Genomic DNA, 23,622 nt, shown 5'->3' with positions numbered 1-23,622 from the left:
CTAATTGAAGCCGGACGGCAGTGCGTCCGGCGGGGTAATAAATAGGTGATTAACTGGTGGCTCCTGCCGCAGCCAGCTTCTCCTCATGGCGGCGCATCAGGATGACTTTGTTCTGCAGTTTCTGCTGGAACTGGTCGACGACGACGGCGGTGACGATAACGACGCCTTTAATGACCATTTGCCAGAAATCGCTGACCCCCATCATCACCATGCCGTCGGCGAGGAAGACGATGACGAATGCGCCGATGATTGACCCGGTAACCCGGCCGCGACCGCCTGCCAGCGCGGTTCCGCCGAGCACGGTAGCGCCGATGGCGTCCATTTCGAACATATTGCCGGTCATCGGGTGCGCGGTTTGCAGCTGTGACGCGACGATGAGGCCAACGAATGCGGAGCACAGGCCGGAGAAGGCGTAAACGAAGATTTTTGCTTTGACGATAGGCACGCCGGCCAGGCGAGCGGCGGATTCATTACCGCCGATTGCATAGATATAGCGGCCCAGCGGGGTTTTGGTGGTCAGCCAGTAGCCCAGCAGCAGGAAGCCGATCATCAGCCAGATAGGCAGATAGATGCCCATCAGCGTCCCGGAGCCGAGAGTGGAGAAGCCGGTATTGCCCAGCGCTTCCATGCCGTTGAGGTTCGGATAGGTGCTGCCGTCGTTGAACAGCAGCGCCGAGCCTCTGGCGACATACATCATGCCCAGGGTGCAGATAAAGGGCGCCACGCCGAAGCGGGTGATTACCGCGCCGTTAACAAAGCCAACCAGCACGCCGAAGAGCGCCACGCAGAGGATCACCTCCGGCACGTTGAAAAAGATAACGCTGCCGTTCCATAAGGGCAGACCGTTGGTTAAGAGCGCCCCGGCAACCATACCGCAGATCCCGGCGACGGCGCCGACGGAAAGGTCGATACCGCCGGTCAGGATAACCAGCGTCATGCCGATGGCCAGCAGGCCGGTGATGGCCACGTGCTGGGTCATAATCAGCAGGTTAGATGTGGTCAGGAAATTCGGTACCATCACGCTGAAGAATGCGATAACCAGCAGCAGAGCGATAAACGTTCTGGCCTTCAGCAGGTACATATAAATCATATATTTCTGGTTCATGATGGGTTCCAGCCTGATTAATCTTGAGGTGTTGAAGCCGCGATCAATTTTTCGCGGGTAACCGCATGGCGCGGTAAATCGGCGGTAATCCGGCCATCGGCCATCACCAGAATGCGATCTGCCAGCGCCATAACTTCATCCAGCTCCGATGAAGAGAACATCACCGCCAGACCCTGTTGGGCCATTTTGCCGATCAGGTGATACACGTCAGTTTTCGCGCCGACGTCGATACCGCGAGTGGGCTCATCGAGAAACACCACTTCGGGCCTGGTCATCAACGCCTTGCCGAGCACCACTTTTTGTTGATTGCCGCCGCTGAGCGAGGTGATGGGCAGATCGGGGTCGCTGACCTTGATCGCCAGTTCGCGGATCATCTCTTTGACGCAGGTGATTTCTTTCTGCGGATTCAGCCATTTCCACGCCCGACGAAAGCCCTGAAGGCTGAAATCAGAGAGGGTCATATTCGATTGAATCGACATCATCTGCACCACGCCTTCTCCCTGGCGGTCTTCGGGAACCAGCGCCAGCCCTTTTTTCAGCCGCGCCTGGAACGGGGACTTTTCGATATTTTCGCCGTTGAGATGGACGTTACCGCTTTGGCAAGGCATTAATCCGACCAGGCCTTTAAACAGCTCCGTGCGTCCGGCGCCGAGCAGGCCATAGATGCCGATCACCTCTCCCTTACTTAAGGTGAAGGTCACGTCGTTGAGCTTATAGCCGCCGCTCGGGTGCAGCGCCGTTAAACCTTCAACGGCAAGGACCGCTTCGCCTTTCGGCGCGGGCCGGTAGTCGAAATGTTTTTTCTTATCGCCGACCATCTGTTCGATAATCCACGGGATACTGGCGTCGCTGACCTCGCGTTCACTGATAAAGCGTCCGTCGCGGAAAATGGTGATGTGGTCGCCAATTTCCATCAGTTCTTCGAGGCGGTGGGAAATATAGATAATGGTGACGCCGCGACGTTTAAGCTGTTCAATAACGTTAAACAGGATTTTGACTTCCGACTGGCTGAGCGCAGAGGTGGGCTCATCCATAATTAATACCCGGGTGTCTTTTGAAAGCGCGCGCGCAATTTCGACCAGCTGCTGATGGCCAATACCGAGCTCGCCGAGCTGGGTATAAGGGTCGACGTTGAGCTCCAGCCTCTCGAGTAATTTTTTGGCTAACTCGTATTGATATTTTTCGTTGATCTTTCCTTTTTGAAAGAACTCGTTAGCCATGAAAATATTATCCATGACGTTCATATTCGGAAATAAATTTAATTCCTGGAAAATGATGCTGATTCCCTGCTTTTCGGCCTGGTGAGTCGAGCTCAGGGTAACCGGAACGCCATCAAGAATAATTTGACCGGAGGAGGGTGTTTCAACGCCAGCAAGCATTTTCATCATGGTGGATTTACCCGCACCATTTTCACCGATCAGAACGTTTACTTTATTTCGATAGACCCGGTAATTGACGTTATCTAAGGCAACGACGCCGGGATAAACGCGCGATAATTCACGGGTTTCGATAATAACTTCAGATTCGACTGGTTGGGAATTGACGAGTTCTTGCCGCTGCATTTTATTGTCCTCCCAAACGAACAATTTTTGCCGGCGTAATATCAGGAACGGTCTGCGGAATATCCCAGGCCGAGAACACGCCATATACCTGCACCGCTTCACCGGTTTTAACCTGTGCCGTCTGGATCATTTTGACCGCATGTTCGTTAATCGCCCGGCTATATTCACCAAACAGCACCTGATCGTTGAAGTCCTGATAGCTGGCGCCCTGGTAGCCGTCGCGTAAAAGCGTGCCGCGCAGCGTCGGGCCAATCTGCACCACCACGTTGCCGCCGCTGGTATCCTGGATCGTCATTTTTCCGCTGCGGGAAGCGGAATCAATTTTGCTGATATTGCCTTCCACTTTGACGTAGAACACGCACGGGTTCTCATCCTGAGCGCGATAACCTAACGCATTGCAGGCGCTATCAATGTCTTTCGCCGTGCGCAGGGCAGTCATTAACTCGGCAACGGGGCGAGCCCTGGCCACAACCTGAGGAACGACCTGCTCTTGCCATGTCCGATCGATATCCGCCATATGCGGATTAGGCGGGGATTTCAGGTCGGCCAGCTCCTGCTGAGAAACAATTCGGCAGCCTCCGAGGGCAACAACGACCAGCATCAGCGAGATTTTTTTATACATAATACTCTCCTGTGCGCCCCGGAAGGGGCGCAACAACCTGGAATCAGGATTTGATATTGAAGTCCTGAACTTTGTCTGCATTGTCCTGGGTGATCAGAATGCCGCGGAACATCACGCGCTGCCTGGCCGGTTTTTCGCCTTTTTGCAGGTAGTTATCGAGGTCGGTCACTCCCTGAGCGGCGATGGCCTGCGCCTGAAGCATCACGGTGGCCTGCAGGGTGCCGGCTTTTACCGCGTCGCGCTCATCGTTGCTGCCATCGATACCGACCACCACCACGTCGTTGCGATTAGCGGCTTTCAGCGCGGCAATGGCGCCAAGCGCGACAGGACCGTTGCCGCAAATCACGCCTTTCACGTCGGGGTGCGCCTGCAGGATGCTGTCCATAATGCGTTTGCCGTCGATTAACGTGCCCTTTGCGTCCTGCTTAGCGACGCTGACCATATCCGGGTACTGGTCGATAACCTGGTGGAAAGATTTTGAACGCGTTACGCAATTATTATCCGCCAGGTTACAGGTCAGCTCGGCGTATTTGCCTTTCTCCGCCATTTTCTCGACAAATACGTTGGCGACTTCAGAACCGGCCTGGAAGTTATTATGGGTAATTTGCTCCAGCGCAATATCATCGACAGGAATTTCACGGTTGATTAAAACCACCGGAATACCCGCTTTCTTCGCTTTTTCAATGGCGGCGACGCTGGCGGTGGAGTCGGCGTTATCCAGAATAATGCCCTGAACTTTTTTACCGATGGCGGTATCGATCAGCTCGTTCTGTTTTTTGACATCTTCGCCATGGGACAGAATGGTAGTTTGATATCCCAGCTCTTTGGCTTTCTCGCTGGCGCCCTTGGCTTCAGAGGCGTAATACGGGTTATCCAGCGAGTTAACCATGATCATAATGGTGCCTTTTTCTGCGGCCTGAGCGGCAAAAGAAAAGGCGGTCAGGGTAGCAGCAGTTAAAAGCGTTAAACGTAATTTCATGACAATTTTCTCTCTTGGTTGTTATTGTCGGGTACGGTGAAACAACGTAAGGCCTGTAAATCGAGTTTATGGGCCGGGGGTCTCCTTTTGTTGATGAGTAAGGTGCGTCACGCGTGCGATTCCCTGGTGGGCGTCAGGCGGACGTTGCCGGTTTCCATAATGTTCTGTTCACCGCATGGCGCCACTCCTGCCATCTCTTCTGCAGGCGCTGGTGGCGGGCCATATCGGGAATAAATTCGCTATGTTCGGTTAAAAAGGCTTTCAGGTCGGTGACCGTTCCCGGATTCAGGGCCTTGCGCGCAAGGAGGGCTGCGCCAATCGCCGACAGTTCGGCAACGTCGCTGCGCATCACCGGGCAGCCGAGCAGGTCAGCCTGATACTGCATTAACCAGTCGTTTTTGGTCGGGCCGCCGTCGACCATCAGCGCCGCTAAATGGAAGTCATCCTGCTGGCGCATGGCGACGACGACATCGGCGATTTGATAGGTAATGGATTCCAGCGCGGCGCGAATCAGATGGGCGCGCTTGACGCCGCGGCTCAGACCGCAAATCACGCCGCGGGCGCTGTCGTCCCACCACGGTGCGCCGAGGCCGGTTAAGGCTGGTACAAAATAGACGCCAAGAGTGGAGTCCACGGAGCCGGGAAGGGTGTTAAGCTCGTGAGCCAGTTCGGCATCCGAAAGCTCGCTTAACCCGGTGCTGTCGGCCATCCACGCCACGGCGTCGCCGGTATGGGGAATATTACCTTCGAGCCCGTAGGTGATGCTGTCGCCGTCGTGCCAGGCGATGGTGGTGGCCAGCGCGTCGATATCGCACTGTGCGGATTTTACCGGCGCCATCACCGATGACCCCGTACCGTAGGTGGCTTTAACACAGCCGAGTTCGCCCAGTGCGTGGCCAAACAACGCGGCGTGGGAATCCCCGACCATCGCCATCACAGGAATACCGTCAGGAATATTATTCAGCCCGCGGGTATAGCCAAATAATCCGCTGGACGGTTTAATCTCCGGCAGCGCGGCGCGTGGGATCTGGAACAGCGCCAGCATTTCGTCGTCCCACTGGCCGGTTTGCAGGTTCAGTAGCTGCGTGCGCGCGGCATTGGAATAATCGCAATGAAACGCTTCGCCCTGGGTTAAGTTCCACAGCAGCCAGCTGTCGATAGTGCCGAGGCAGATTTCTCCCCGCTCTGCCAGCATGCGACCCTCAGGAATGGATTCCAGCAGCCAGCGCATTTTTGAGGCAGAGAACAGGGGGGCAATCGGCAGGCCGGTAGCGGCCTTAATTTGTTGCTCAGTACCGTCGCGGCGTAGTTCATCGCAAAACGCAGCGCTGCGGGTACATTGCCAGGTGATAGCCGCGTTGATCGGCTTACCGCTCTGGCGATACCAGCCGATCGCCGTCTCGCGCTGATTGCTGATGGCTAAGGCAGCGATGTTTTCCGCGCCAACGTGTTCAACCGCTTGCGCAATAACGTCCAGTGACGCCTCTACCAGCACTACTCCCGACTGCTCAACCCAGCCCTCACGCGGTGTTTGAATCGCCAGCGGCTGGGAGAATTTCACCACGACCTGGCCGCGGCTATCGAGCACGACGGCTTTGGCATTCGTGGTGCCTTCGTCCAGTGCAATGATGAACTCTTTAGGTGTTGCCTGCATTAGGTAGTCTCCTGAGTCACACTTCGTCCTGGTGCGGAGGGCAAAAGGTGAGCATTCCTCTTGTTCGCATTGCTTCCTGGCAGGGCATGATGTGACAATTCGTTTTCACTTTTTTAATCACTGAATATATATTCGATAGTGATTATTTATTTGATACCTTAGCCAGAAACTTCCCGTCGGGCTACTGGAAAAGTTATCAATTGTGCTGGCAATCACACTTATCCGATCGGCGAAGCGTTCAGCTATGGCTGGGAAAGGAGGTGATTTTAGAGTTTTATATTATTGAAATATAATGACTTATTTGCGTAACCTTTACGCTTCTGGCAAAGCGTAAAGGCTGTGGGAAAGTGTTTGAGTGAGGAAATTAACCGGCAATAAGCAGTCTGGCCGTTGGGTAATCGGTGATCAGAACATCGATATAACCGCCCGAAAGCGCACCTTTGATAGCCGCGACCTTCTCGCTGCCGCCGGCCAGGGCCACCACGTTAGGGCACTTCTTCACCTTCTCCAGCGCCATACCGATAACAGGATCTTCATCATCGCGTAACACTGCTCTGCCGTTTTTATCGTAATAGTGCAGGCAAATGTCACCCACGGCACCGCGTTCCGCCAGCACCTGCAGCATATCTTCGTGATAGTAGTTGCCGGATGTTTTCAGCAGCTGCGAAGGTTCAAGAATACCGATCCCGACAATTGCGATATCGACTTCATCAAAGCGGGCAATAACGTCGGCGACATCTTTACTGGCAACAAGACGATTCTTCTCCTCGGTGGATCCTTCAATGCTCTGGGAAGGGAGCAGCCAGGCTTCACAGTTCAGATGCTGCGCCAGGGTCTGGGTGAGAATAGTGGCCTGCACGTTGCCGTTCGGCCCTACGCCGCCGAGCAGCTGGATGACGCCGCTGGCTTTCAGGTTTTGCGCGTGTACCTCATCCACCATCGCGCGGATGGTGGAACTCCACGAAGAGACGCCAATCAGATCCTTTGGCCGTAATCGCGTTTCGAGGTAGTGGGCAGCGGCGGAACCGATAGCGCGCTTGATGGTGTGATCGCTGGCATCCTCTTCGGTATCCACCACGATGGCTTGCTTAATTCCGTAACGATCCTCAAGACCTTTTTCAAGGTTAAGAAAAATATTTGATGGCTGAACAACGCTAATTTTCACCACGCCCTCTTTCTGGCAGCGGGTGATCGCTCGGGAGATAAATGACTGAGAAAGCGAGAGAAGTTGAGCAATGTCGGACTGCTTGCGTCCTTCGAGATAGTAGAGCGTGGCAATCTTAACTAATAGCCGTTGTTCATCCTGCTTAGCCATATATTTCCCCGAAAATCATTTACGTGCAGCCATTATCTTAGAGCTCATTATCATACGCGAAAAGAAAAGACATTTAAGTGTGATGAATATCTAACTTTCGCCAATCCTCAAAATCAGCTATGGACAAAAACAGAACAGTAGCTGCATAATTGAATAAAGAATCGTTGTTGAATATATATTCATGGCGATTTCAGGTCAACTGAAAAGTGCCCGGGTGAAGTGATACCCGGTGGTAAGGAGGCAGAATGTTCCTGAGTATGATGCAGCGGCGTGAGCCCTACGATGCGTTGCCTGGGGATGTCTGGTTTTTTTAGTCCCTGACGGAATAAATATTCCAAGTTGAAAATAAATTCAGAGGTATTAAATGAATCCCTATAGCTATGATGTCCAGGCACTTGAGCGTAAAGCCCGCGCCGTACGTCGCCATATCGTCAGATTGAATGCCAATAGCCCTGCTGGCGGGCACACCGGCGCCGACCTGTCGCAGGTTGAACTGCTCACTGCGCTCTATTTTCGCATTATGAACGTCGCGCCGGACCGCGTGGATGATGACCAGCGCGATATCTACATCCAGTCGAAAGGCCATGCGGTGGGCTGCTACTACTGCGTGCTGGCCGAAGCGGGCTTCTTCCCGGTTGACTGGCTGGAAACCTATCAGCATGCGAATTCTCATCTTCCTGGTCACCCGGTTCGTCAGAAAACGCCGGGGATTGAACTCAACACCGGCGCGCTGGGCCACGGTTTGCCTGTTGCGGTGGGGCTGGCGCTGGCTGCGAAAAAAAGCAACAGCACCCGCCGCATCTTTTTAATTACCGGCGATGGCGAACTGGCGGAAGGCAGCAACTGGGAAGCGGCGCTGGCTGCGGCGCACTACGGCCTTGATAACCTCGTCATTATTAATGACAAAAACAATCTCCAGCTGGCGGGGCCGACGCGGGAAATTATGAATACCGATCCGCTGGCCGATAAATGGAAGGCCTTCGGAATGACGGTTACCGAATGCCAGGGTAACGACATGGCGTCGGTGGTGGCGACCCTGGAAGGGCTGAAGCAGGAAGGTAAACCCAACGTTATTATCGCCAACACCACGAAAGGTGCCGGTATTTCCTTTATCCAGGGGCGCCCGGAGTGGCACCACCGGGTACCGAAAGGCGAAGAAATTACACTGGCACTGGAGGAACTGAAAGATGAGTAATGCAGAACACCTGGCGAGCGTGATGGTTCAGGCCTTTATTGATGCAGTCGACAGCGGTGTCGATCTGGTGCCGGTGGTGGCTGACTCCACGTCAACGGCCAAAATCGCGCCGTTTATTAAACAGTTCCCCGGGCGTCTGGTGAACGTGGGCATCGCCGAGCAGAGCATGGTCGGGACGGCGGCGGGCCTGGCCCTGGGGGGGAAAGTGGCGGTCACCTGTAACGCCGCGCCGTTCCTGATTTCCCGCGCCAATGAGCAGATTAAAGTCGACGTTTGCTATAACAACACCAACGTTAAGCTATTTGGCCTTAACGCCGGCGCCAGCTACGGCCCGCTGGCCAGCACCCATCATGCGATTGATGACCTGGCGGTGATGCGCGGCTTCGGCAATATCCAGATTTTCGCCCCGTCTTCGCCGCGTGAATGCCGGCAGATTATCGATTACGCCATCGGCTATCAGGGGCCGGTCTATATTCGTCTTGACGGCAAGGCGCTGCCGGAACTGCATGATGAAAGCTATCGCTTCGTGCCGGGAGCGGTCGTTACGCTGCGGGAAGGCGAGGATATCGCTCTGGTCGCTACCGGATCGACGGTGCATGAGATCGTCGATGCCGCGCAGATGCTGGCCGACGCGGGGATTCAGGCTAAAGTGGTGAGCGTGCCGTCCATTCGCCCTTGCGATACCGCCGCGCTGCTGGCTGCGCTGAAACCGTGCAAGGCGGTGATAACGGTGGAGGAGCATAACGTCAACGGCGGGTTGGGTAGCCTGGTGGCGGAAGTGCTGGCTGAGGCCGGGGCGGCAATTCCGCTCAAACGCCTGGGGATCCCGGATGGTGAGTATGCGGCGGCGGCAGATCGCGGCTGGCTGCGTAAACACCACGGTTTCGATGCCGCTTCCGTCGCCGGGCTGGCGCAGAAAATGCGCTGACTTTACGCCGGCTTAAACCGATAACCCGTGCGGCTGCCGCGCGGGTTTTGCTTTTACGCCGCGCAGAGCGTAATGACGTAGTCACCGGCCTTAATCCATTGCAGCCGATACTCCCCGGCGGAGAGCCGAAGAAGCAGATTTCCCTCCTTTATATACGCCAGCGTAAAATCGCTAAAACCGACGCCCGCCTGTACGTCGGGATGGCTGGCCTTAAACGCGCTCTCTTTCGCCGAAAATGCCAGCGTGAGCGCCAGCTCGGGGCCCAGGCCGCTGGCGTCCAGCAGACTTTTTTCCGCGCTGTTGATGATGCAGCTTTCCAGCTCAGCCGCCAGATCAGGAGTCAAGATGCGCTCAATATCAACGCCGATCGGCCGGACAGAGACGACTGCCAGCGCGCTGCGTTCACAGTGGCTTATGCTGCCGTACCACGGGTGCGGCCATAGGGGCTGGCGTTGGTCGCCAATGGCAGGGACTTCTGTCTCACCGACTTCCCGCAGCGCATAAACCGCAGCGATACGCCCGGCAAGATGTTCGCTCTGCCGCTTGCGGGCGCAGCCGGTTAGCCGGGCATGGTGCGGCAGCCAGAGGAGATCTTCAGGCCGAAAGGTCAATGGGTCGAAATCGACCCGCTGCAGCGAGCGATCGGCAAGTTGAATGATAGAACGTTGGGTTTGCATAGGGGGATGTTAACAGATTCTCCCCTCCGCCCTCTATGGGAAGAGGGCGGGGGGAACGGCCGGACAATCAGAAGTGGGTATTGACGCCCAGATACCAGGTGCGGCCTGATTCGTTATAGGTATTGGCGCCAGCGCCAGCCATATAAGAAACATCCGTCAGGCTACCGGTGGTTTGCGCATTACCCGCGCGCCAGTGGCGCTTGTCGAAAACGTTATCCACGCCGCCGGTCAGGCTGACGTTTTTCGTCACATCCCAGGTGGCGCTCAGGCCAACGATGCTGTAAGGGCTGACTTCATCCGTTTCAGAACCCACCGCCGGCTCACCTTTGTAGTTATATTTCTTCGGCTGCTGCTTGCCGTACCAGGTGAAGGTCGACTGCACCGAAATATCCTCCTGAATCTGCCAGCTCAGAGTGGAGTTCAGGGTATATTCCGGAATAATCGACAGACGATCGCCGGTTTTCTTGTTTTTACTTTGCAGCATATAAGTGATGTTATTGGTCCAGTTCACCGTTTCGCTGACCGGCACGTTCAGGGTGCCTTCGAGACCTTCAACCACCGCTTTAGGCACGTTTTCCCACTGATAGATATCGGTTTTCACTTTACCGTTCGTCGTCTGTGAAATCGGCGCGTAGCCCGCTTCGATTTTATCGCGGTAGTCGTTACGGAACCATGTCACACCCGCCAGCCAGCCGTCGCGTTTAAACTCAAGGCCAATCTCTTTGTTGATGCTGGTTTCGGCTTTCAGGTCATCGTTACCCATCATGTAGCAACCGGTACCGTTGCCGCTGGCATAGCAGCCCTGGCCTTTACTATAGAGAATATAGTTCGGGTTGGTTTGGTACAGGCTCGGCGCTTTATAGGCGCGGGCGATGCCCATTTTTAACGTGAAGTCATCCCACAGACCCTGAGACAAGTTAAGCGACGGGCTCCAGTTGTTGCCGACGATCGTGTGATGATCGAAACGCAGCGCCGGCGTCAGCATGGTGGTGTCGGTCAGCTCCACGTTGTCTTCGGCAAACAGGGAGAAGATCTCGGCCTTCGAGTATGGGCTACGGCCGGTGCTGTCATAGCCGTCGATATCGCCGCCCATAAAGGTCTGGGTATTTGACGCCAAATCCTTCATCCGCTGCTGATTCCACTCGGAGCCCAGCGTCAGGTTCTGGTTAAACACCAGATCCAGAGGGATGTTGACTTCGCTGTGCAGCATCACGTCGGCGAGGTCGATATCGCTGAACTGGTTGCTGTTGAAGATACCTTCCGTGCCGCCCGCCAGACCTTCGCCTTTACGCGAGTTACGGGTACGTTCGTACTGGGCCCAGTTGCTGGTGGTCACGCCGTTATCCCAGCCGCCGTTCCAGGTGACGGAATAAGTCTGGCGATAGAGGCGGTTCGTCTCTTTCCCGTAGTTCTCTTTCACCAGATCGTTAGTATTGGTGTTCTGCGTATCGCCCGCGTAGAGGTTGCCCTGACGGCTGTAACCGGATTCAAACTCCAGCGACTGCATCGGCGCGAAATCCCAGCGCACGACGCCGTTAATATTCTTATTTTTCACCCCTTCACGCCCGGCAGGCATGGTATTGGCATAGGCGCCGGTACGCTCGGATTGATGTCCGTCGTTGATATCCCAGGCATCGGCCTGGGTTTTGTCGAGGTTGCCCAGCAGGCGGAAGCTGAAATCGCCCCCCAGCGGGCCGCTGAGGCTAAAGTTGGTGCGTTTAGTCGAACCTTCGTCTTTATGCTCCGGGGCGTTCATGTAGGTATTCCATGAACCGTGCCATTCGCCGTCGCTCTTCTTGGTGATGATATTGACCACGCCGCCCGCCGCGCCGTTGCCGTAGCGCGCGGCCGCCGGGCCGCGAATGACTTCAATACGTTCGATCAGCTCCGGCGGTACCCATGAGGTATCGCCGCGGGTATCGCGCTCGCCGCGCCAGCCCAGACGTACGGAGTTGCGGCTGGTCACGGGCTTGCCGTCAATCAGGATCAGGGTGTTTTCCGGGCCCATGCCGCGAATATCAATCTGGCGATTGTTGCCGCGCTGGCCGCTGGTGGAGTTGCCGGTCAGGTTTACGCCCGGCATGGTACGGATAATTTCAGATACGTCGCGCGCAGGCGGACGTTTACGAATTTCATCTGCGGTGATGGTTGATACGCCAGGCGCCTGCAGGTTCTGCTCGGCGGCGGTGACAACCATGGTTTCATCAGCGGTTGCGGTTTTGCTATCGGAGACCGTTTCCGCCGCGCTTAGCGGAAAAGCAGCCCCGTAGATTCCCAGATTGACCAGCAAGGCCAGGGATTTGATCCTGTTATTCATTGTAAATCCTGCTTTTTGTCGCCGCCTTCCCCAAAGGCCCCTTCCCGTCGGGAGGGGAGGCGGTATCAATGTTGCCGGTAGAGAGCACAGGCACTCCGTCGCTGACCAGAACCCGGCTTTCGGGCTAAATTGTTTCCCCGAAAGTCCCGGCGCTGCATAAGCTCTCTCTGACATGTTTATTTTTTAAAAGACGCGCTTCCCACAGCGCGCTAATACGCTATTGCAAATGAAAATAGTTATCAATAATATTATCAATAAATATTGCGTTTATTAATGCGTTTGTTGATAAATGTCACGATAAACATAGGGTTGAAAGGAATGCATAAGACAGGATGCGACGACTGGTGGCGCCATATCTCCGGTCCGCAAATTGAGGTCGTGGACGACGCGTATCGGGTGACCTTTTGGTGGCGCGATCCGGCGGGCAACGAAGCCTCTTCGCCAACCCGGCGGGTATGGATTTATATTACCGGCGTGACTGACCATCATAAAAACGCCGTACCGCAAACGCTGCAGCGCATTCCCGGTACCGATGCCTGGTGCTGGCAAACCACTCTCTCTGCCGCCTGGCGCGGCAGCTACTGCTTTATTCCTTCCGCGCGGGACGACGACTTTTCCCCTCAGCTTTTTAACGGCGACAGCCCGGACCGCGCGTTGCTGCGCGAAGGCTGGCGCAAGCTGCTGCCGCGGGCGATTGCCGACCCGCTTAATCCGCAAAGCTGGAAGGGCGGGCGCGGCCACGCGGTCTCTGCGCTGGAGCTGCCGGACGCCCCCGAACAGCCCGGCTGGGCGCTGCGTGATGAACCTTATCAGCCGCCGGTCTGCATTGAATGGCAGAGCCAGCGACTCGGCAACCGTCGGCGGATATGGATTTACGCCACCGGCGATGCGCAGCCGCAAGCGCGCCCGCTGGCGATTTTGCTTGATGGTCAGTTCTGGGCAGAAAGCATGCCGGTATGGGCGCCGCTAGCAGGATTAACCCGCGAGAAGCGGTTACCGCAGGCGGTTTATCTGCTGATTGACGTTATCGATAACCAGCATCGCGCCGAAGAGCTTCCCTGCAATGAAACGTTCTGGCTGGCGGTTCAGGAAGAGCTGCTGCCGATGGTTCACCGGATAGCACCTTTCAGCGATAGCGCCGACCGAACCGTGGTGGCAGGCCAGAGCTTTGGCGGCCTGGCCGCGATGTTCGCCGCGCTCTACTGGCCCCGGCGCTTTGGCTGCGTGCTCAGCCAGTCTGGCTCCTACTGGTGGCCGCATCGCGGCGGCGCGCAGACGGGCCTGCTGATTGAGCGGCTCAGCCGCGGCGAAATACAGCCGCAGGGGCTGCGCATCTGGCTGGAGGCCGGCGTTCGCGAGCCGATCATTTTTCGCGCGAACCAGGCGCTGCTGACGCATCTGGAACAGCAGACGATTTTCTGGCGTCAGGTTGACGGCGGACATGATGCGCTTTGCTGGCGCGGCGGGCTGACGGCCGGGCTCATCCAGCTGTGGCAGCCATTAGGCCGTGAAGAGTAGCAAAGCGCGATTTACGAGGAATTTGATATGCAATTCAGTAACCCCTTCGACAATCCGCAAGGGCAGTATTACATTCTGCGCAATGACCAGCAGCAGTTCAGCCTGTGGCCGCACCACTGCGCCCTGCCGGAAGGCTGGACGGTAGAGTGCCCGCCGCAGTCGTTAGAGGCGTGCAACGCCTGGCTGGCGGAGAACTGGTCAACGCTTACCCCCGCGCACTATGCATCCTGAGGAGCCCACAATGACCACACGTTTACCGCTGGTTGCGGCTCAGCCGGGGATCTGGATGGCGGAGCGCCTCTCGACGCTGCCCGGCGCCTGGAGCGTGGCCCACTATGTTGAGCTGCGCGGCGATATCGACCCGACCTTGCTCGGGCGGGCGATTGTCACCGGGCTCTCTCAGGCTGACACCCTCAGCATGCGTTTTTGTGAAGATAACGGCGAAGCCTGGCAGTGGGTCGATGAAAATCGTCATTTTGCCGAGCCGGACTATCGGGATCTGCGCACGTCGCACGACCCGCACGCTGCCGCGCTGGCGCTGATGCAGGCCGACCTCGGGCAAAACCTGCGCGTGGACGGCGGTAATCCGCTGGTCTGCCATCAACTGCTGCGGGTGGGGGATAAGTGCTGGTACTGGTATCAGCGTTATCATCATTTGCTGGTCGATGGCTTCAGTTTCCCGGCCATTACCCGCCAGATCGCCGCGATTTATCGCGCATGGCAGCGCGGCGAAGAGACACCAGCTTCGCCGTTCACGCCGTTTGCCGAGGTGGTGGAAGAGTACCAGCGCTACTACGGCAGCGACGCCTGGCAGCGTGATAAACAGTTCTGGCAGGCGCAGCGTCAGGCGCTGCCGGCTCCGGCCTCCCTTTCCGACGCGCCGCTGGCGGGAAGGGCGACCAGCACCGATATCTGGCGCATGAAGCTGGAGGTCGACGCCGGCGTATTTAGCCGGCTGGCGGCAGGCGCGCCGCAGTGCCAGCGCGCGGATCTGGCGCTGGCGCTGACCGCCCTGTGGCTGGGACGGCTGTGCAGCCGAATGGATTACGCCGCGGGCTTTATTTTCATGCGCCGCATGGGCTCTGCGGCATTAACCGCTACCGGCCCGGTGCTCAACGTTCTGCCGCTGGCGGTCAATATTGACGCCCGGGAAACGCTGGCGGAGCTGGCCATGCGTCTTGCCGGACAGCTCAAGAAAATGCGCCGCCACCAGCGCTATGATGCCGAACAGATTGTCCGCGACAGCGGCAGGGCGGCGGGCGATGAACCGCTGTTTGGCCCGGTACTCAATATTAAAGTCTTCGACTATCAGCTGGATATCGACGGCGTACAGGCGATTACCCACACCCTGGCCACCGGCCCGGTCAATGACCTGGAGCTGGCGCTCTTCCCGGATGAAACCGGCGGTCTATCGCTGGAGGTGCTGGCGAACAAGCAGCGATATGATGAGCAGACGCTGCGCGGGCATATCGCCCGTCTATCTTCTTTGCTGACTCAGTTTGCCGATAATCCCACTCTGCCCTGCGGCGAGGCGAATATGCTGTCGGCGGCGGAAAACCAACGCCTGGCGCAGGTGAACGCGACCGCTGTCGACCTGCCGCTCACCACCCTGAGCGCGCTGGTGGCGGCGCAGGCGGCAAAAACCCCGGATGCCCCGGCGCTGGCGGATGGCTGCTGGCAGTTTAGCTACCGTGAGATGCGCCAGCAGGTGGTAGCGCTGGCCGAGCGTCTGCGCGCACGGGGCGTCAAACCGGGCGATAGCGTGGCGGTCGCGCTGCCGCGATCTGTATTCCTGACGCTGGCGCTGCACGGCATTGTTGAGGCCGGAGCCGCGTGGCTGCCTCTGGATACCGGCTATCCCGACGACCGCTTGCGGATGATGCTGGAAGACGCCCGTCCGTCGCTGCTGATCACCTCTGAGGATCAGCTGGCGCGCTTTAGCGATATTCCCGGCCTGGAAAGCCTCTGCTACCAGCAGCCGCTGGCGGCGGGCGAGTCCGCGCCGCTGGTGCTCTCGCAGCCGGAGCATACCGCGTATATCATCTTTACCTCCGGCTCCACCGGGCGGCCGAAAGGGGTGATGGTCGGGCAGACCGCCATCGTCAACCGCCTGCTGTGGATGCAGGACCACTATCCGCTCTGTGCTGAGGATGTGGTGGCGCAGAAAACGCCGTGCAGCTTTGATGTCTCGGTATGGGAGTTCTGGTGGCCGTTTATCGCCGGCGCGCAGCTGGTGATGGCCGAGCCGGAAGCCCACCGCGACCCGCTGGCGATGCAGCAGTTTTTTGCCCGCTACGGCGTGACAACGACCCACTTTGTGCCGTCGATGCTCGCGGCGTTCGTTGCCTCGCTGGAGGCGGAAAACGTCGATTGTTGTCAAACCCTGCGCCGGGTATTCTGTAGCGGAGAGGCGCTGCCGACGGCGCTATGCCGTGAATGGGAGCAACTCACCGGCGCGCCGCTGCATAACCTGTACGGCCCGACGGAAGCCGCTGTGGACGTCAGCTGGTATCCGGCCTGCGGGCCCGAACTGGCGGCAGTCACCGGCGCCAGCGTACCGATTGGCTGGCCGGTGTGGAATACCGGCTTGCGCATCCTTGATGCCGCCATGCGCCCGGTACCGCCGGGCGTGGCGGGGGATCTCTACCTGACCGGCATTCAGCTGGCGCAGGGCTATCTGGGGCGTCCCGATTTGACCGCCAGCCGCTTTATTGCCGACCCCTACGCGCCGGGCGAGCGGATGTACCGCACCGGCGATGTTGCCCGCTGGCTGGATAACGGCGCGGTCGAGTATCTCGGACGCAGCGACGACCAGCTAAAAATACGCGGCCAGCGAATTGAGCTGGGCGAAATTGACCGCGCGCTATCTGCGCTGCCGGACGTTGCGCAGGCGGTGGCTCACGCCTGCGTCTTCAACCAGGCGGCGGCGACCGGCGGCGATGCCCGTCAGCTGGTGGGCTATCTGGTTTCTGCTTCCGGTCTGCCGCTGGACACCGCCGCGCTCAAAGCGCAGCTTGGCGAACAGCTACCGCCGCATATGGTGCCGGTGGTGCTGATTCAGCTGCCGGCGCTGCCGCTAAGCGCCAACGGCAAGCTGGATCGTAAAGCGCTGCCGTTACCCACGTTGAGCAGTGAGCGCAGCGGACGTCCGCCGGAGCCGGGCGTGGAAACTGCCGTTGCCGCAGCGTTCAGCCAGCTGCTCGGCTGTGAGGTGAACGACATCGACGCCGATTTCTTCGCCCTTGGCGGCCATTCGCTGCTGGCGATGCGCCTGGCGGCGCTGCTGAGCCGCGAACTGGAACGCCAGGTGACGCCTGGCCAGATAATGGTCGCTTCTTCCGTCGGCAAGCTGAGCGCGCTACTGGCATCGGATCTGAGCGATGAGCAGGCGCAACGGCTGGGCTTCGACGCGATCCTGCCGCTGCGCGAGAGCGACGGCCCGACGCTGTTTTGCTTCCATCCGGCTTCCGGTTTTGCCTGGCAGTTCAGCGTGCTGGCGCGTTATTTAAGCCCGCGCTGGTCGATCGTCGGCATTCAGTCGCCGCGACCGCAGGGGCCGATGGCGACGGCGGCGGATCTGGATGCGGTATGCGAACATCATCTGCAAACCCTGCTTTCGCAGCAGCCGCGCGGCCCGTACTATCTGTTTGGCTATTCGCTCGGCGGTACCCTGGCGCAGGGAATTGCCGCCCGTTTACGCCAGCGCGGCGAAGCGGTGGCCTTCCTCGGGCTGCTGGATACCTGGCCGCCCGAGACGCAGAACTGGGCGGAGAAAGAGGCGAACGGTCTGGATCCTGAGGTGCTGGCGGAAATTGCCCGCGAACGTGAGGCGTTTCTGGCCGCCCAGCAGGGGCAGGCTTCCGGCGAGCTGTTCAGCGTGATTGAAGGCAACTATGCCGATGCGGTGCGCCTGCTGACTACCGCGCACAGCGCGAAGTTTGACGGTAAGGCGACGCTGTTCGTGGCGGAGAAAACCCGGCAACCCGGGATGGACCCGCAGGTGGTGTGGGGGCCGTGGATCGGCGAGCTGGAGGTGTTTAGCCAGGATTGCGCCCACGTGGATATTATCTCTCCGCAGGCTTTTGAAGCGATCGGTCCGGTGGTCAGGGAGATACTCGGTTAGGGATCGATGAACTCCCGGGTTGCGGCTGACGCCTTACCCGGGCTACCGTTTGTGCCAGATTGGGTAGCCCGGCTAAGCGCAGCGCGAGCCGGGAATTTCTACTTGCGACCCAGCGGCACTACCAGCGGTGTATGCGCCACCGGATCGTCAATAATCGTACAGCGCAGGCCGTAAATCTTCTCGATCAGCGCCGCGTTGACAATCTCCTTCGGCGCGCCCTCGGCGACGATTTTACCGTCGCGCAGGGCAATCAAGTGGGTGGCGTAGCGGCAGGCCTGATTCAGGTCGTGCAGCACCGCCGCCAGCGTATAGCCCTTTTCTCGATTCAGCTCGCTCAGCAGCTCCAGCAGATCGATTTGATGGCTGATATCCAGCCAGGTGGTGGGCTCATCCAGCAGCATAATCGCCGTTTCCTGGGCCAGCACCATGGCGATCCACGCCCGCTGGCGCTGGCCGCCGGAGAGCGTATCGACGCTTTGTTGCGCGAGGTCGGTAATGCCGGTGGCCTTCATCGCCCTGGTGACCGCCTCTTCATCCTCTTTGCGCCAGCGGGTAAACAGCGGCTGGTGCGGATAGCGGCCGCGGGCGACCAGCTCCTGAACCGTTATATCCCCCGGCGTGGTGGCGTTCTGCGCCAGCAGGCCGATGCGCTTTGCCACCTCTTTACTGGCGTAATGCTGGATCTGTTCGCCGTCGAGCCAGACATGGCCGCTGGTAGGCGTCATCAGGCGGCTCAGGGTGCGCAGCAGGGTCGACTTACCGCAGCCGTTGGGACCGATAATCGCGGTAAAGTGGCCATCGGGAATGGTGACGTTCAGCGATTCGGCGATGGTCTTTTTGCCGTACGCCAGGGTCAGCCGATCGCCGCGCAAACGGGAGGTAACAGCGGTCATTTTTTGCGGGACTCCTGAATTAACAACGCGATGAGGTAGATGCCGCCAATGCTGACGGTCACCACGCCCACCGGTAACTGATAGGGCATAAACAGACGCTGCGCGGCGTAGTCGGAGATGGCCAGCAGCAGGGCGCCGCACAGCGCCGCCTGAGTCAGCCCCCAGCGCGCGGTACCGCTGAGGCGGCGCGCGATATGCGGGGCCACCAGGGCGATAAATGAAATCGGCCCGGCGAGCGCGGTGGCGGCGGCGGTCAGTACCACCCCGACCAGCATCATCAGCAGGCGCGAACGCTCAACCCGCACGCCCAGCGCACAGGCGGTATCGTCACCCATCTCCAGCAGCCGCATGCGCCGCGCCAGCAGCGCCCCGCAAACCAGCATCAAGAAAATCAGCGGCGCGGAGGGCCAGGTTTTTCCCCAGGTCAGTCCGTTAAGCGAGCCGGCATACCACAGCCCGGCGGAGAGGGCGGTTTCCAGCGAAGCGCGCAGCAGTAGCCAGGTATTGAATGCTACCAGCATGGCGCGGACGCCGATGCCGATAATAATCAGGCGAAAGGTTTCAATCCCGTTGCGCCACGCCAGTATCCAGACCACCAGCGCGGTGAGGATCCCGCCAGCCATGGCTGCCGCGGCGATGGCCGCCAGGTTCTGGCCGAACATGACCATGGCGACCAGCACGCCGCTCCACGCCCCGGTGTTAAAACCCATCACGTCCGGACTACCCAAGGGGTTGCGGGTGAGCGACTGGAAAATCGCGCCGCTGACGCCGAGGGCGGCGCCGATCAGCAGCGCCATCAGCACGCGGGGCAGGCGCCACTCGGTCACCACCAGGGTGATATTGCGCGGCGCATCGCCGAGCAGCGCGGAGATAACTTGTTCAACGCTTAACGGTACCAGGCCGGTGCCGAGCCCCCACAGGGAGACCAGGGCGCTGGCGATCAGCAGCAGCAGGCAGCTAAAAATCAGGCGGCGGGACGGGGCCATCACATTCCACCTCCGCGCGGCTGGCGGCGGACCAGCCAGATCAGCACCGGCGCGCCGATAAAGGCGCTGACTACCGAAACCCGCAGCTCACCGGGGACCAGCAGACGGCCCAGCACGTCGGCAAACAGCAGCAGGGCAGGGGTGGCCAGCAGGGTGACCGGCAGCGACCAGCGATGATCCGCGCCCACCAGCCAGCGGGCCATATGCGGCATCATCAGGCCAATAAAGGCGATGGGCCCGACCACCGCTGTGGCGCTGCCGCACAGGACGGTAATCGCCAGCAGGCCGATAAGCTGGGTACGTGCCACCCGGCTGCCGAGCGCGGTGGCCGTATCGTTACCGAGGCTCAGGCTGTTTAAGGCCCTGCTCAGCAATAGCGTCACCAGGCCGGCAATGAGTACCGGGATCAGGACAATTTTAAGGGTTTGCAGGGTGCGCACGTCCAGCGAACCCGCCTGCCAGAAGCGCAGCTGATCGTAGACGTCGGGGTTGAGCAGGGCGATACCGCTGGAAAGGCCTTCCAGCACCGCCGCCAGGGCGACCCCCGCGAGGGTCAGGCGAACCGGGCTCAGCTGGCCGCCGCCCTGGCTGCCGGTAAAGGCGACCAGCAGCGAGGCGCCGAACGCGCCGCAAAAGGCCATCAGCAGCTGCTCCTGCGGCGAGGAGATACCAAACAGCGCCGCACCCAGCACGATAGCGAAGCTGGCGCCGGCGTTGACGCCGAGGATCCCCGGATCCGCCAGCGGGTTACGGGTCAGCGTTTGCATCAGCGCTCCGGCCAGGCCCAGCGCGGCGCCGGCCAGCAGCCCGGCAAGGGTTCGCGGCAGTCGGGCATCAAGGACGATGGTGCAATCGGCGCTCTGGCAGGTGCCGGCGAAAGCATCGATGACGACGCTAAACGGTAGGGGTTTGGCGCCGATCAGCAGGCTGAGCGCAACCGCAATGATTAACACGATTAAAAGACCCGGCACGGCAAAGGCGCGCGCCGCGGTCGTTGAAGACGACATGGCTTACATCCCTGACATGATAATGATAGTAATTATCGTTATCGATTCTATCCAGTTATGTTAGCATGTGCACCCATAAAAATGGTATGGAAAATAATAACAAGGCGCTGTCATGAACCGACAATCCTGGCTGCTGAATCTCAGCTTGCTGAAAACCCACCCGGCCTTTCGCGCCGTCTTTATCGCCCGCTTTATCTCAATTCTGTCGCTTGGCCTGCTGGGCGTGGCGATCCCGGTACAGATCCAGATGATGACCCATTCGACCTGGCAAGTGGGGCTGTCGGTCACCTTAACCGGCGGTTCGATGTTTGTCGGTCTGATGATCGGCGGCGTGCTTGCCGACCGCTATGAGCGTAAGCGTCTGATCCTGCTGGCGCGCGGCACCTGCGGCATCGGCTTCGTCGGCCTGTGCCTCAACGCCATGCTGCCGGAACCGTCGCTCATCGCTATCTATCTGCTGGGCATCTGGGACGGCCTGTTTGCCTCAATCGGCGTGACCGCGCTGCTGGCGGCGACCCCAGCGCTGGTTGGTAGGGAAAATCTGATGCAGGCCGGGGCGATCACTATGTTGACGGTGCGGCTGGGATCGGTCATTTCACCGATGATCGGCGGTCTGCTGCTGGCAACCGGCGGCGTGGCCTGGAACTACGGGCTGGCGGCGGCAGGTACTTTTATAACGACGCTGACTCTGCTGCGTCTGCCGCGGCTGGCACCGCCGCCGCAGCCGCGCGAACACCCGCTAAAATCGCTGAACGCGGGATTGAAGTTTCTGTTTAACAGCCCGCTTATCGGCGGCATTGCGCTGCTTGGCGGACTGCTGACGATGGCCAGCGCGGTGCGCGTGCTCTATCCGGCGCTGGCCGGAAGCTGGCAGATGTCGGCGTCGCAGATTGGCCTGCTGTACGCGGCGATCCCTTTGGGAGCGGCGTTCGGCGCGTTGACCAGCGGACAGCTGGCGCAGACGGCGAAGCCCGGCGTGCTGATGCTGGCGACCACCGTCGGCTCGTTTGTGGCGATTGCGCTGTTCAGCCTGATGCCGGTGTGGGAGCTGGGCGCGCTGTGCCTGGCGCTGTTTGGCTGGCTGAGCGCAATAAGCTCGCTGCTGCAATATACGCTGATCCAGACGCAAACCCCGGAGAATATGCTCGGGCGCATCAACGGGCTGTGGACCGCGCAGAACGTGACCGGCGATGCGATAGGCGCGGCGCTGTTGGGGGGGCTGGGCGCGATTCTGACGCCGGCCGCTTCGGCGAGCGCCAGCGGCTGGGCGCTGGTGATTGTGGGCGTGGCGCTGGTCGGGCTGCTACGCGAGCTGCGCCGCTTTCAGCGCCCGGAGACGGTCAGCGAAAGCTAGTTCCGCTGGTCTTCCCGGAGGCGGCGCGTCGCGCCTGTCCGGGCTACTGGCCCGCAGACGGCGGTGAACCCGTAGCCCGGGTTAGCGCAGCGCGACCCGGGAAGAAGCCGCGCCGATGTATTTATCCCGGCGCATCCCGGGCTATCGACTTGCAGTAGCCCGCTAGCGCCACCGGGAAAACCGAAAAGAGCGCCAATAAAAAGCCCCGGATGGCTCCGGGGCTGGCTATCACTCGTCAGTGACGATTAACGCTTAGTACGCGCCAAGATCGCTCCATACCGCGAACTGACCGCAGTTCAGGTCCGGCTGGTCACCCTGAGACCACCATTTCACCTGGTAGTTATGGCCTTTCCAGCTGACGGTTTCAAAGGTACCCCAGTTGCTGCCATACACGGTGCTGGCATTCCACAGCGGATAAGGCGTGGTTTCGTCTGACGGCACTACATCATCATCCGCCGGTTGAGGTTGATCATCGCTGTTATCCTGGTCGTCCGCCGGCTCATCATCGTTCTTGTCTTCCGACTCGTCTTCGCTGTCATCGCTCTGGGTCGCGGCGACGACGGAGAGCACAAAGCGCTGCTGCGTTGACGGCTCACCCCAGGTATCGCGCACGAACAGAGTAAAGGTGAACTCGGTATCTTCGCTCACTTTCGGGACGTCGAACTCGATGACGGCGGCGGTTTTATCCGCCACGGCGATCGCCGCAGGCACTCCCCAACTGAAGGACAGGTCGTCGCTATCTTCATCCGAGGATTTTTCGCCGGAAAGACGCACGCGGGAGCCGCCAACCACCATCAGTTCGATGGCTGCTTTCGGCGCGTGGTTGACCGCCGGTTCAGGCTGAACGTCGTCTTCCTCATTTTCATCCGTTTCATCCGCTTCATCCGTCGGTTCGACGTTGATGCCTTCGAAATAGAACGGCTCCATATCGATAACTTCAGAGGCCATTTCATAGCCCAGACCTTCACGCGCGGCGTTCACCAGCACGCCGTTGTCCTGGTCGATAGTCCAGGTGAACAGCGCGCCCAGACCGAGGCTGGCTGCGTATTCGCCCTTGGCTTTCACCGTACGCGGGGTGTCCAGAGACATGAACAGTTTGCTTTCCGGATTGTAGAGGTAATCCGCATTGGCCACCTGGTCGGTATAGACGTTGAAACCGTTACGGCCTTTCTGGTTTTCCAGATCCAGGTAGTTATAAATGGTGTCATACCATTCGGTGGTACCCGACTCGAAGGTACCCACGGTGGTGCCGGTGCCCGGGTTATAGGTACCCTTGAGCGGAGACAGAGATTCCAGCTCTGCATTGCGGCCGTTACGGCTATAGGCAGCGTAACCAATATTAATGCGGTCTGACGGGAAGCCTTCGGCCAGCAGATGGTCGACGATG

General features: G+C 59.1%; 18 protein-coding genes. 6 read left to right on the top strand and 12 right to left on the bottom strand.

Going from position 1 to position 23,622, the window contains the following annotated elements:
* Window positions 1-49: 49 nt before the first annotated feature.
* The 6 genes from HMPREF3178_RS16925 to HMPREF3178_RS16900 form a co-directional block, all read right to left on the bottom strand.
* Entirely contained in the window at window positions 50-1,105 is a 1,056-nt protein-coding gene (locus HMPREF3178_RS16925; RefSeq protein ID WP_004100048.1) for an ABC transporter permease, read from the bottom strand.
* A gap of 17 nt (window positions 1,106-1,122) precedes the next feature.
* Window positions 1,123-2,667 carry a sugar ABC transporter ATP-binding protein gene (locus HMPREF3178_RS16920; protein WP_004100049.1) on the bottom strand — a complete coding sequence of 515 codons (1,545 nt, stop codon included), beginning with the start codon at window positions 2,665-2,667 and terminating at the stop codon, window positions 1,123-1,125.
* A gap of 1 nt (window position 2,668) precedes the next feature.
* Entirely contained in the window at window positions 2,669-3,289 is a 621-nt protein-coding gene (locus HMPREF3178_RS16915) for a DUF2291 family protein (RefSeq protein ID WP_017146389.1), read from the bottom strand.
* Between the two features lie 43 nt (window positions 3,290-3,332).
* Window positions 3,333-4,268 (bottom strand): D-ribose ABC transporter substrate-binding protein, encoded by a 936-nt coding sequence (locus tag HMPREF3178_RS16910; protein ID WP_004100051.1) that lies wholly within the window; start codon window positions 4,266-4,268, stop codon window positions 3,333-3,335.
* Window positions 4,269-4,401: 133 nt separating this feature from the next.
* The gene (locus HMPREF3178_RS16905; RefSeq protein WP_017146388.1) at window positions 4,402-5,922 is read right to left on the bottom strand and encodes an FGGY family carbohydrate kinase; all 1,521 of its coding nucleotides are present in this window, start codon (window positions 5,920-5,922) and stop codon (window positions 4,402-4,404) included.
* A gap of 364 nt (window positions 5,923-6,286) precedes the next feature.
* Window positions 6,287-7,237, bottom strand: a complete 951-nt coding sequence (locus tag HMPREF3178_RS16900; protein WP_004100053.1) for a sugar-binding transcriptional regulator — start codon at window positions 7,235-7,237, stop codon at window positions 6,287-6,289.
* A 364-nt stretch (window positions 7,238-7,601) separates the two neighbouring features.
* Here HMPREF3178_RS16900 and HMPREF3178_RS16895 point away from each other — a divergent pair, with 364 nt between their 5' ends.
* Both HMPREF3178_RS16895 and HMPREF3178_RS16890 read left to right on the top strand, forming a co-directional pair.
* A complete protein-coding gene (locus HMPREF3178_RS16895) occupies window positions 7,602-8,432 on the top strand; it encodes a transketolase (RefSeq protein WP_017146387.1) in 831 nt (276 codons plus the stop codon).
* On the top strand, window positions 8,425-9,360 hold the full coding sequence (locus tag HMPREF3178_RS16890) for a transketolase family protein (protein ID WP_004100059.1): 936 nt from the start codon (window positions 8,425-8,427) through the stop codon (window positions 9,358-9,360). Before HMPREF3178_RS16895 ends, HMPREF3178_RS16890 begins: the two co-directional genes overlap by 8 nt.
* Before the next feature lie 53 nt (window positions 9,361-9,413).
* Here HMPREF3178_RS16890 and entD read toward each other — a convergent pair whose 3' ends face one another.
* Together entD and HMPREF3178_RS16880 are read right to left on the bottom strand one after the other, a co-directional pair.
* A complete protein-coding gene (gene entD, locus HMPREF3178_RS16885; protein ID WP_017146386.1) occupies window positions 9,414-10,037 on the bottom strand; it encodes an enterobactin synthase subunit EntD in 624 nt (207 codons plus the stop codon).
* A gap of 67 nt (window positions 10,038-10,104) precedes the next feature.
* Window positions 10,105-12,354, bottom strand: coding sequence for a TonB-dependent siderophore receptor (locus HMPREF3178_RS16880; RefSeq protein ID WP_004100062.1), 2,250 nt, complete (start codon window positions 12,352-12,354; stop codon window positions 10,105-10,107).
* 318 nt (window positions 12,355-12,672) lie between these two features.
* On the opposite strand from HMPREF3178_RS16880, the gene fes reads away from it, so the two are divergent.
* The 3 genes from fes to entF are packed head-to-tail and all read left to right on the top strand — an operon-like array spanning window position 12,673 to window position 17,995.
* Entirely contained in the window at window positions 12,673-13,872 is a 1,200-nt protein-coding gene (gene fes / locus HMPREF3178_RS16875; RefSeq protein WP_004111260.1) for an enterochelin esterase, read from the top strand.
* 27 nt (window positions 13,873-13,899) lie between these two features.
* Window positions 13,900-14,103, top strand: a complete 204-nt coding sequence (locus HMPREF3178_RS16870; RefSeq protein ID WP_017146385.1) for an MbtH family protein — start codon at window positions 13,900-13,902, stop codon at window positions 14,101-14,103.
* A gap of 10 nt (window positions 14,104-14,113) precedes the next feature.
* Window positions 14,114-17,995 carry an enterobactin non-ribosomal peptide synthetase EntF gene (gene entF, locus HMPREF3178_RS16865; RefSeq protein WP_017146384.1) on the top strand — a complete coding sequence of 1,294 codons (3,882 nt, stop codon included), beginning with the start codon at window positions 14,114-14,116 and terminating at the stop codon, window positions 17,993-17,995.
* Between the two features lie 98 nt (window positions 17,996-18,093).
* Here the strand turns inward: entF and fepC are convergent, their stop codons facing one another.
* From fepC to fepD, 3 genes are read right to left on the bottom strand one after another with little or no spacing between them, the layout of a single operon-like run.
* Complete coding sequence (gene fepC / locus HMPREF3178_RS16860; RefSeq protein WP_004111265.1) at window positions 18,094-18,888, bottom strand: iron-enterobactin ABC transporter ATP-binding protein; 795 nt, start codon at window positions 18,886-18,888, stop codon at window positions 18,094-18,096.
* Window positions 18,885-19,877 carry an iron-enterobactin ABC transporter permease gene (gene fepG / locus HMPREF3178_RS16855; RefSeq protein WP_017146383.1) on the bottom strand — a complete coding sequence of 331 codons (993 nt, stop codon included), beginning with the start codon at window positions 19,875-19,877 and terminating at the stop codon, window positions 18,885-18,887. The genes fepC and fepG overlap by 4 nt, the downstream gene beginning before the upstream one ends.
* Entirely contained in the window at window positions 19,874-20,881 is a 1,008-nt protein-coding gene (gene fepD / locus HMPREF3178_RS16850) for a Fe(3+)-siderophore ABC transporter permease (protein ID WP_017146382.1), read from the bottom strand. The genes fepG and fepD overlap by 4 nt, the downstream gene beginning before the upstream one ends.
* 112 nt (window positions 20,882-20,993) lie before the next feature.
* Between fepD and entS the strand changes: the two genes are divergently transcribed.
* Window positions 20,994-22,235 (top strand): enterobactin transporter EntS, encoded by a 1,242-nt coding sequence (entS, locus tag HMPREF3178_RS16845; protein ID WP_004100070.1) that lies wholly within the window; start codon window positions 20,994-20,996, stop codon window positions 22,233-22,235.
* 252 nt (window positions 22,236-22,487) lie between these two features.
* Here entS and HMPREF3178_RS16840 read toward each other — a convergent pair.
* Window positions 22,488-23,622 (bottom strand): glycosyl hydrolase family 18 protein (locus HMPREF3178_RS16840; protein ID WP_267283655.1); only part of this gene is annotated, 1,135 nt, incomplete at its 5' end.

Source organism: Klebsiella sp. HMSC09D12 (assembly GCF_001808475.1).
Lineage (GTDB): Bacteria > Pseudomonadota > Gammaproteobacteria > Enterobacterales > Enterobacteriaceae > Klebsiella > Klebsiella oxytoca.
This window is presented reverse-complemented; position numbering and strand designations above follow the sequence as displayed.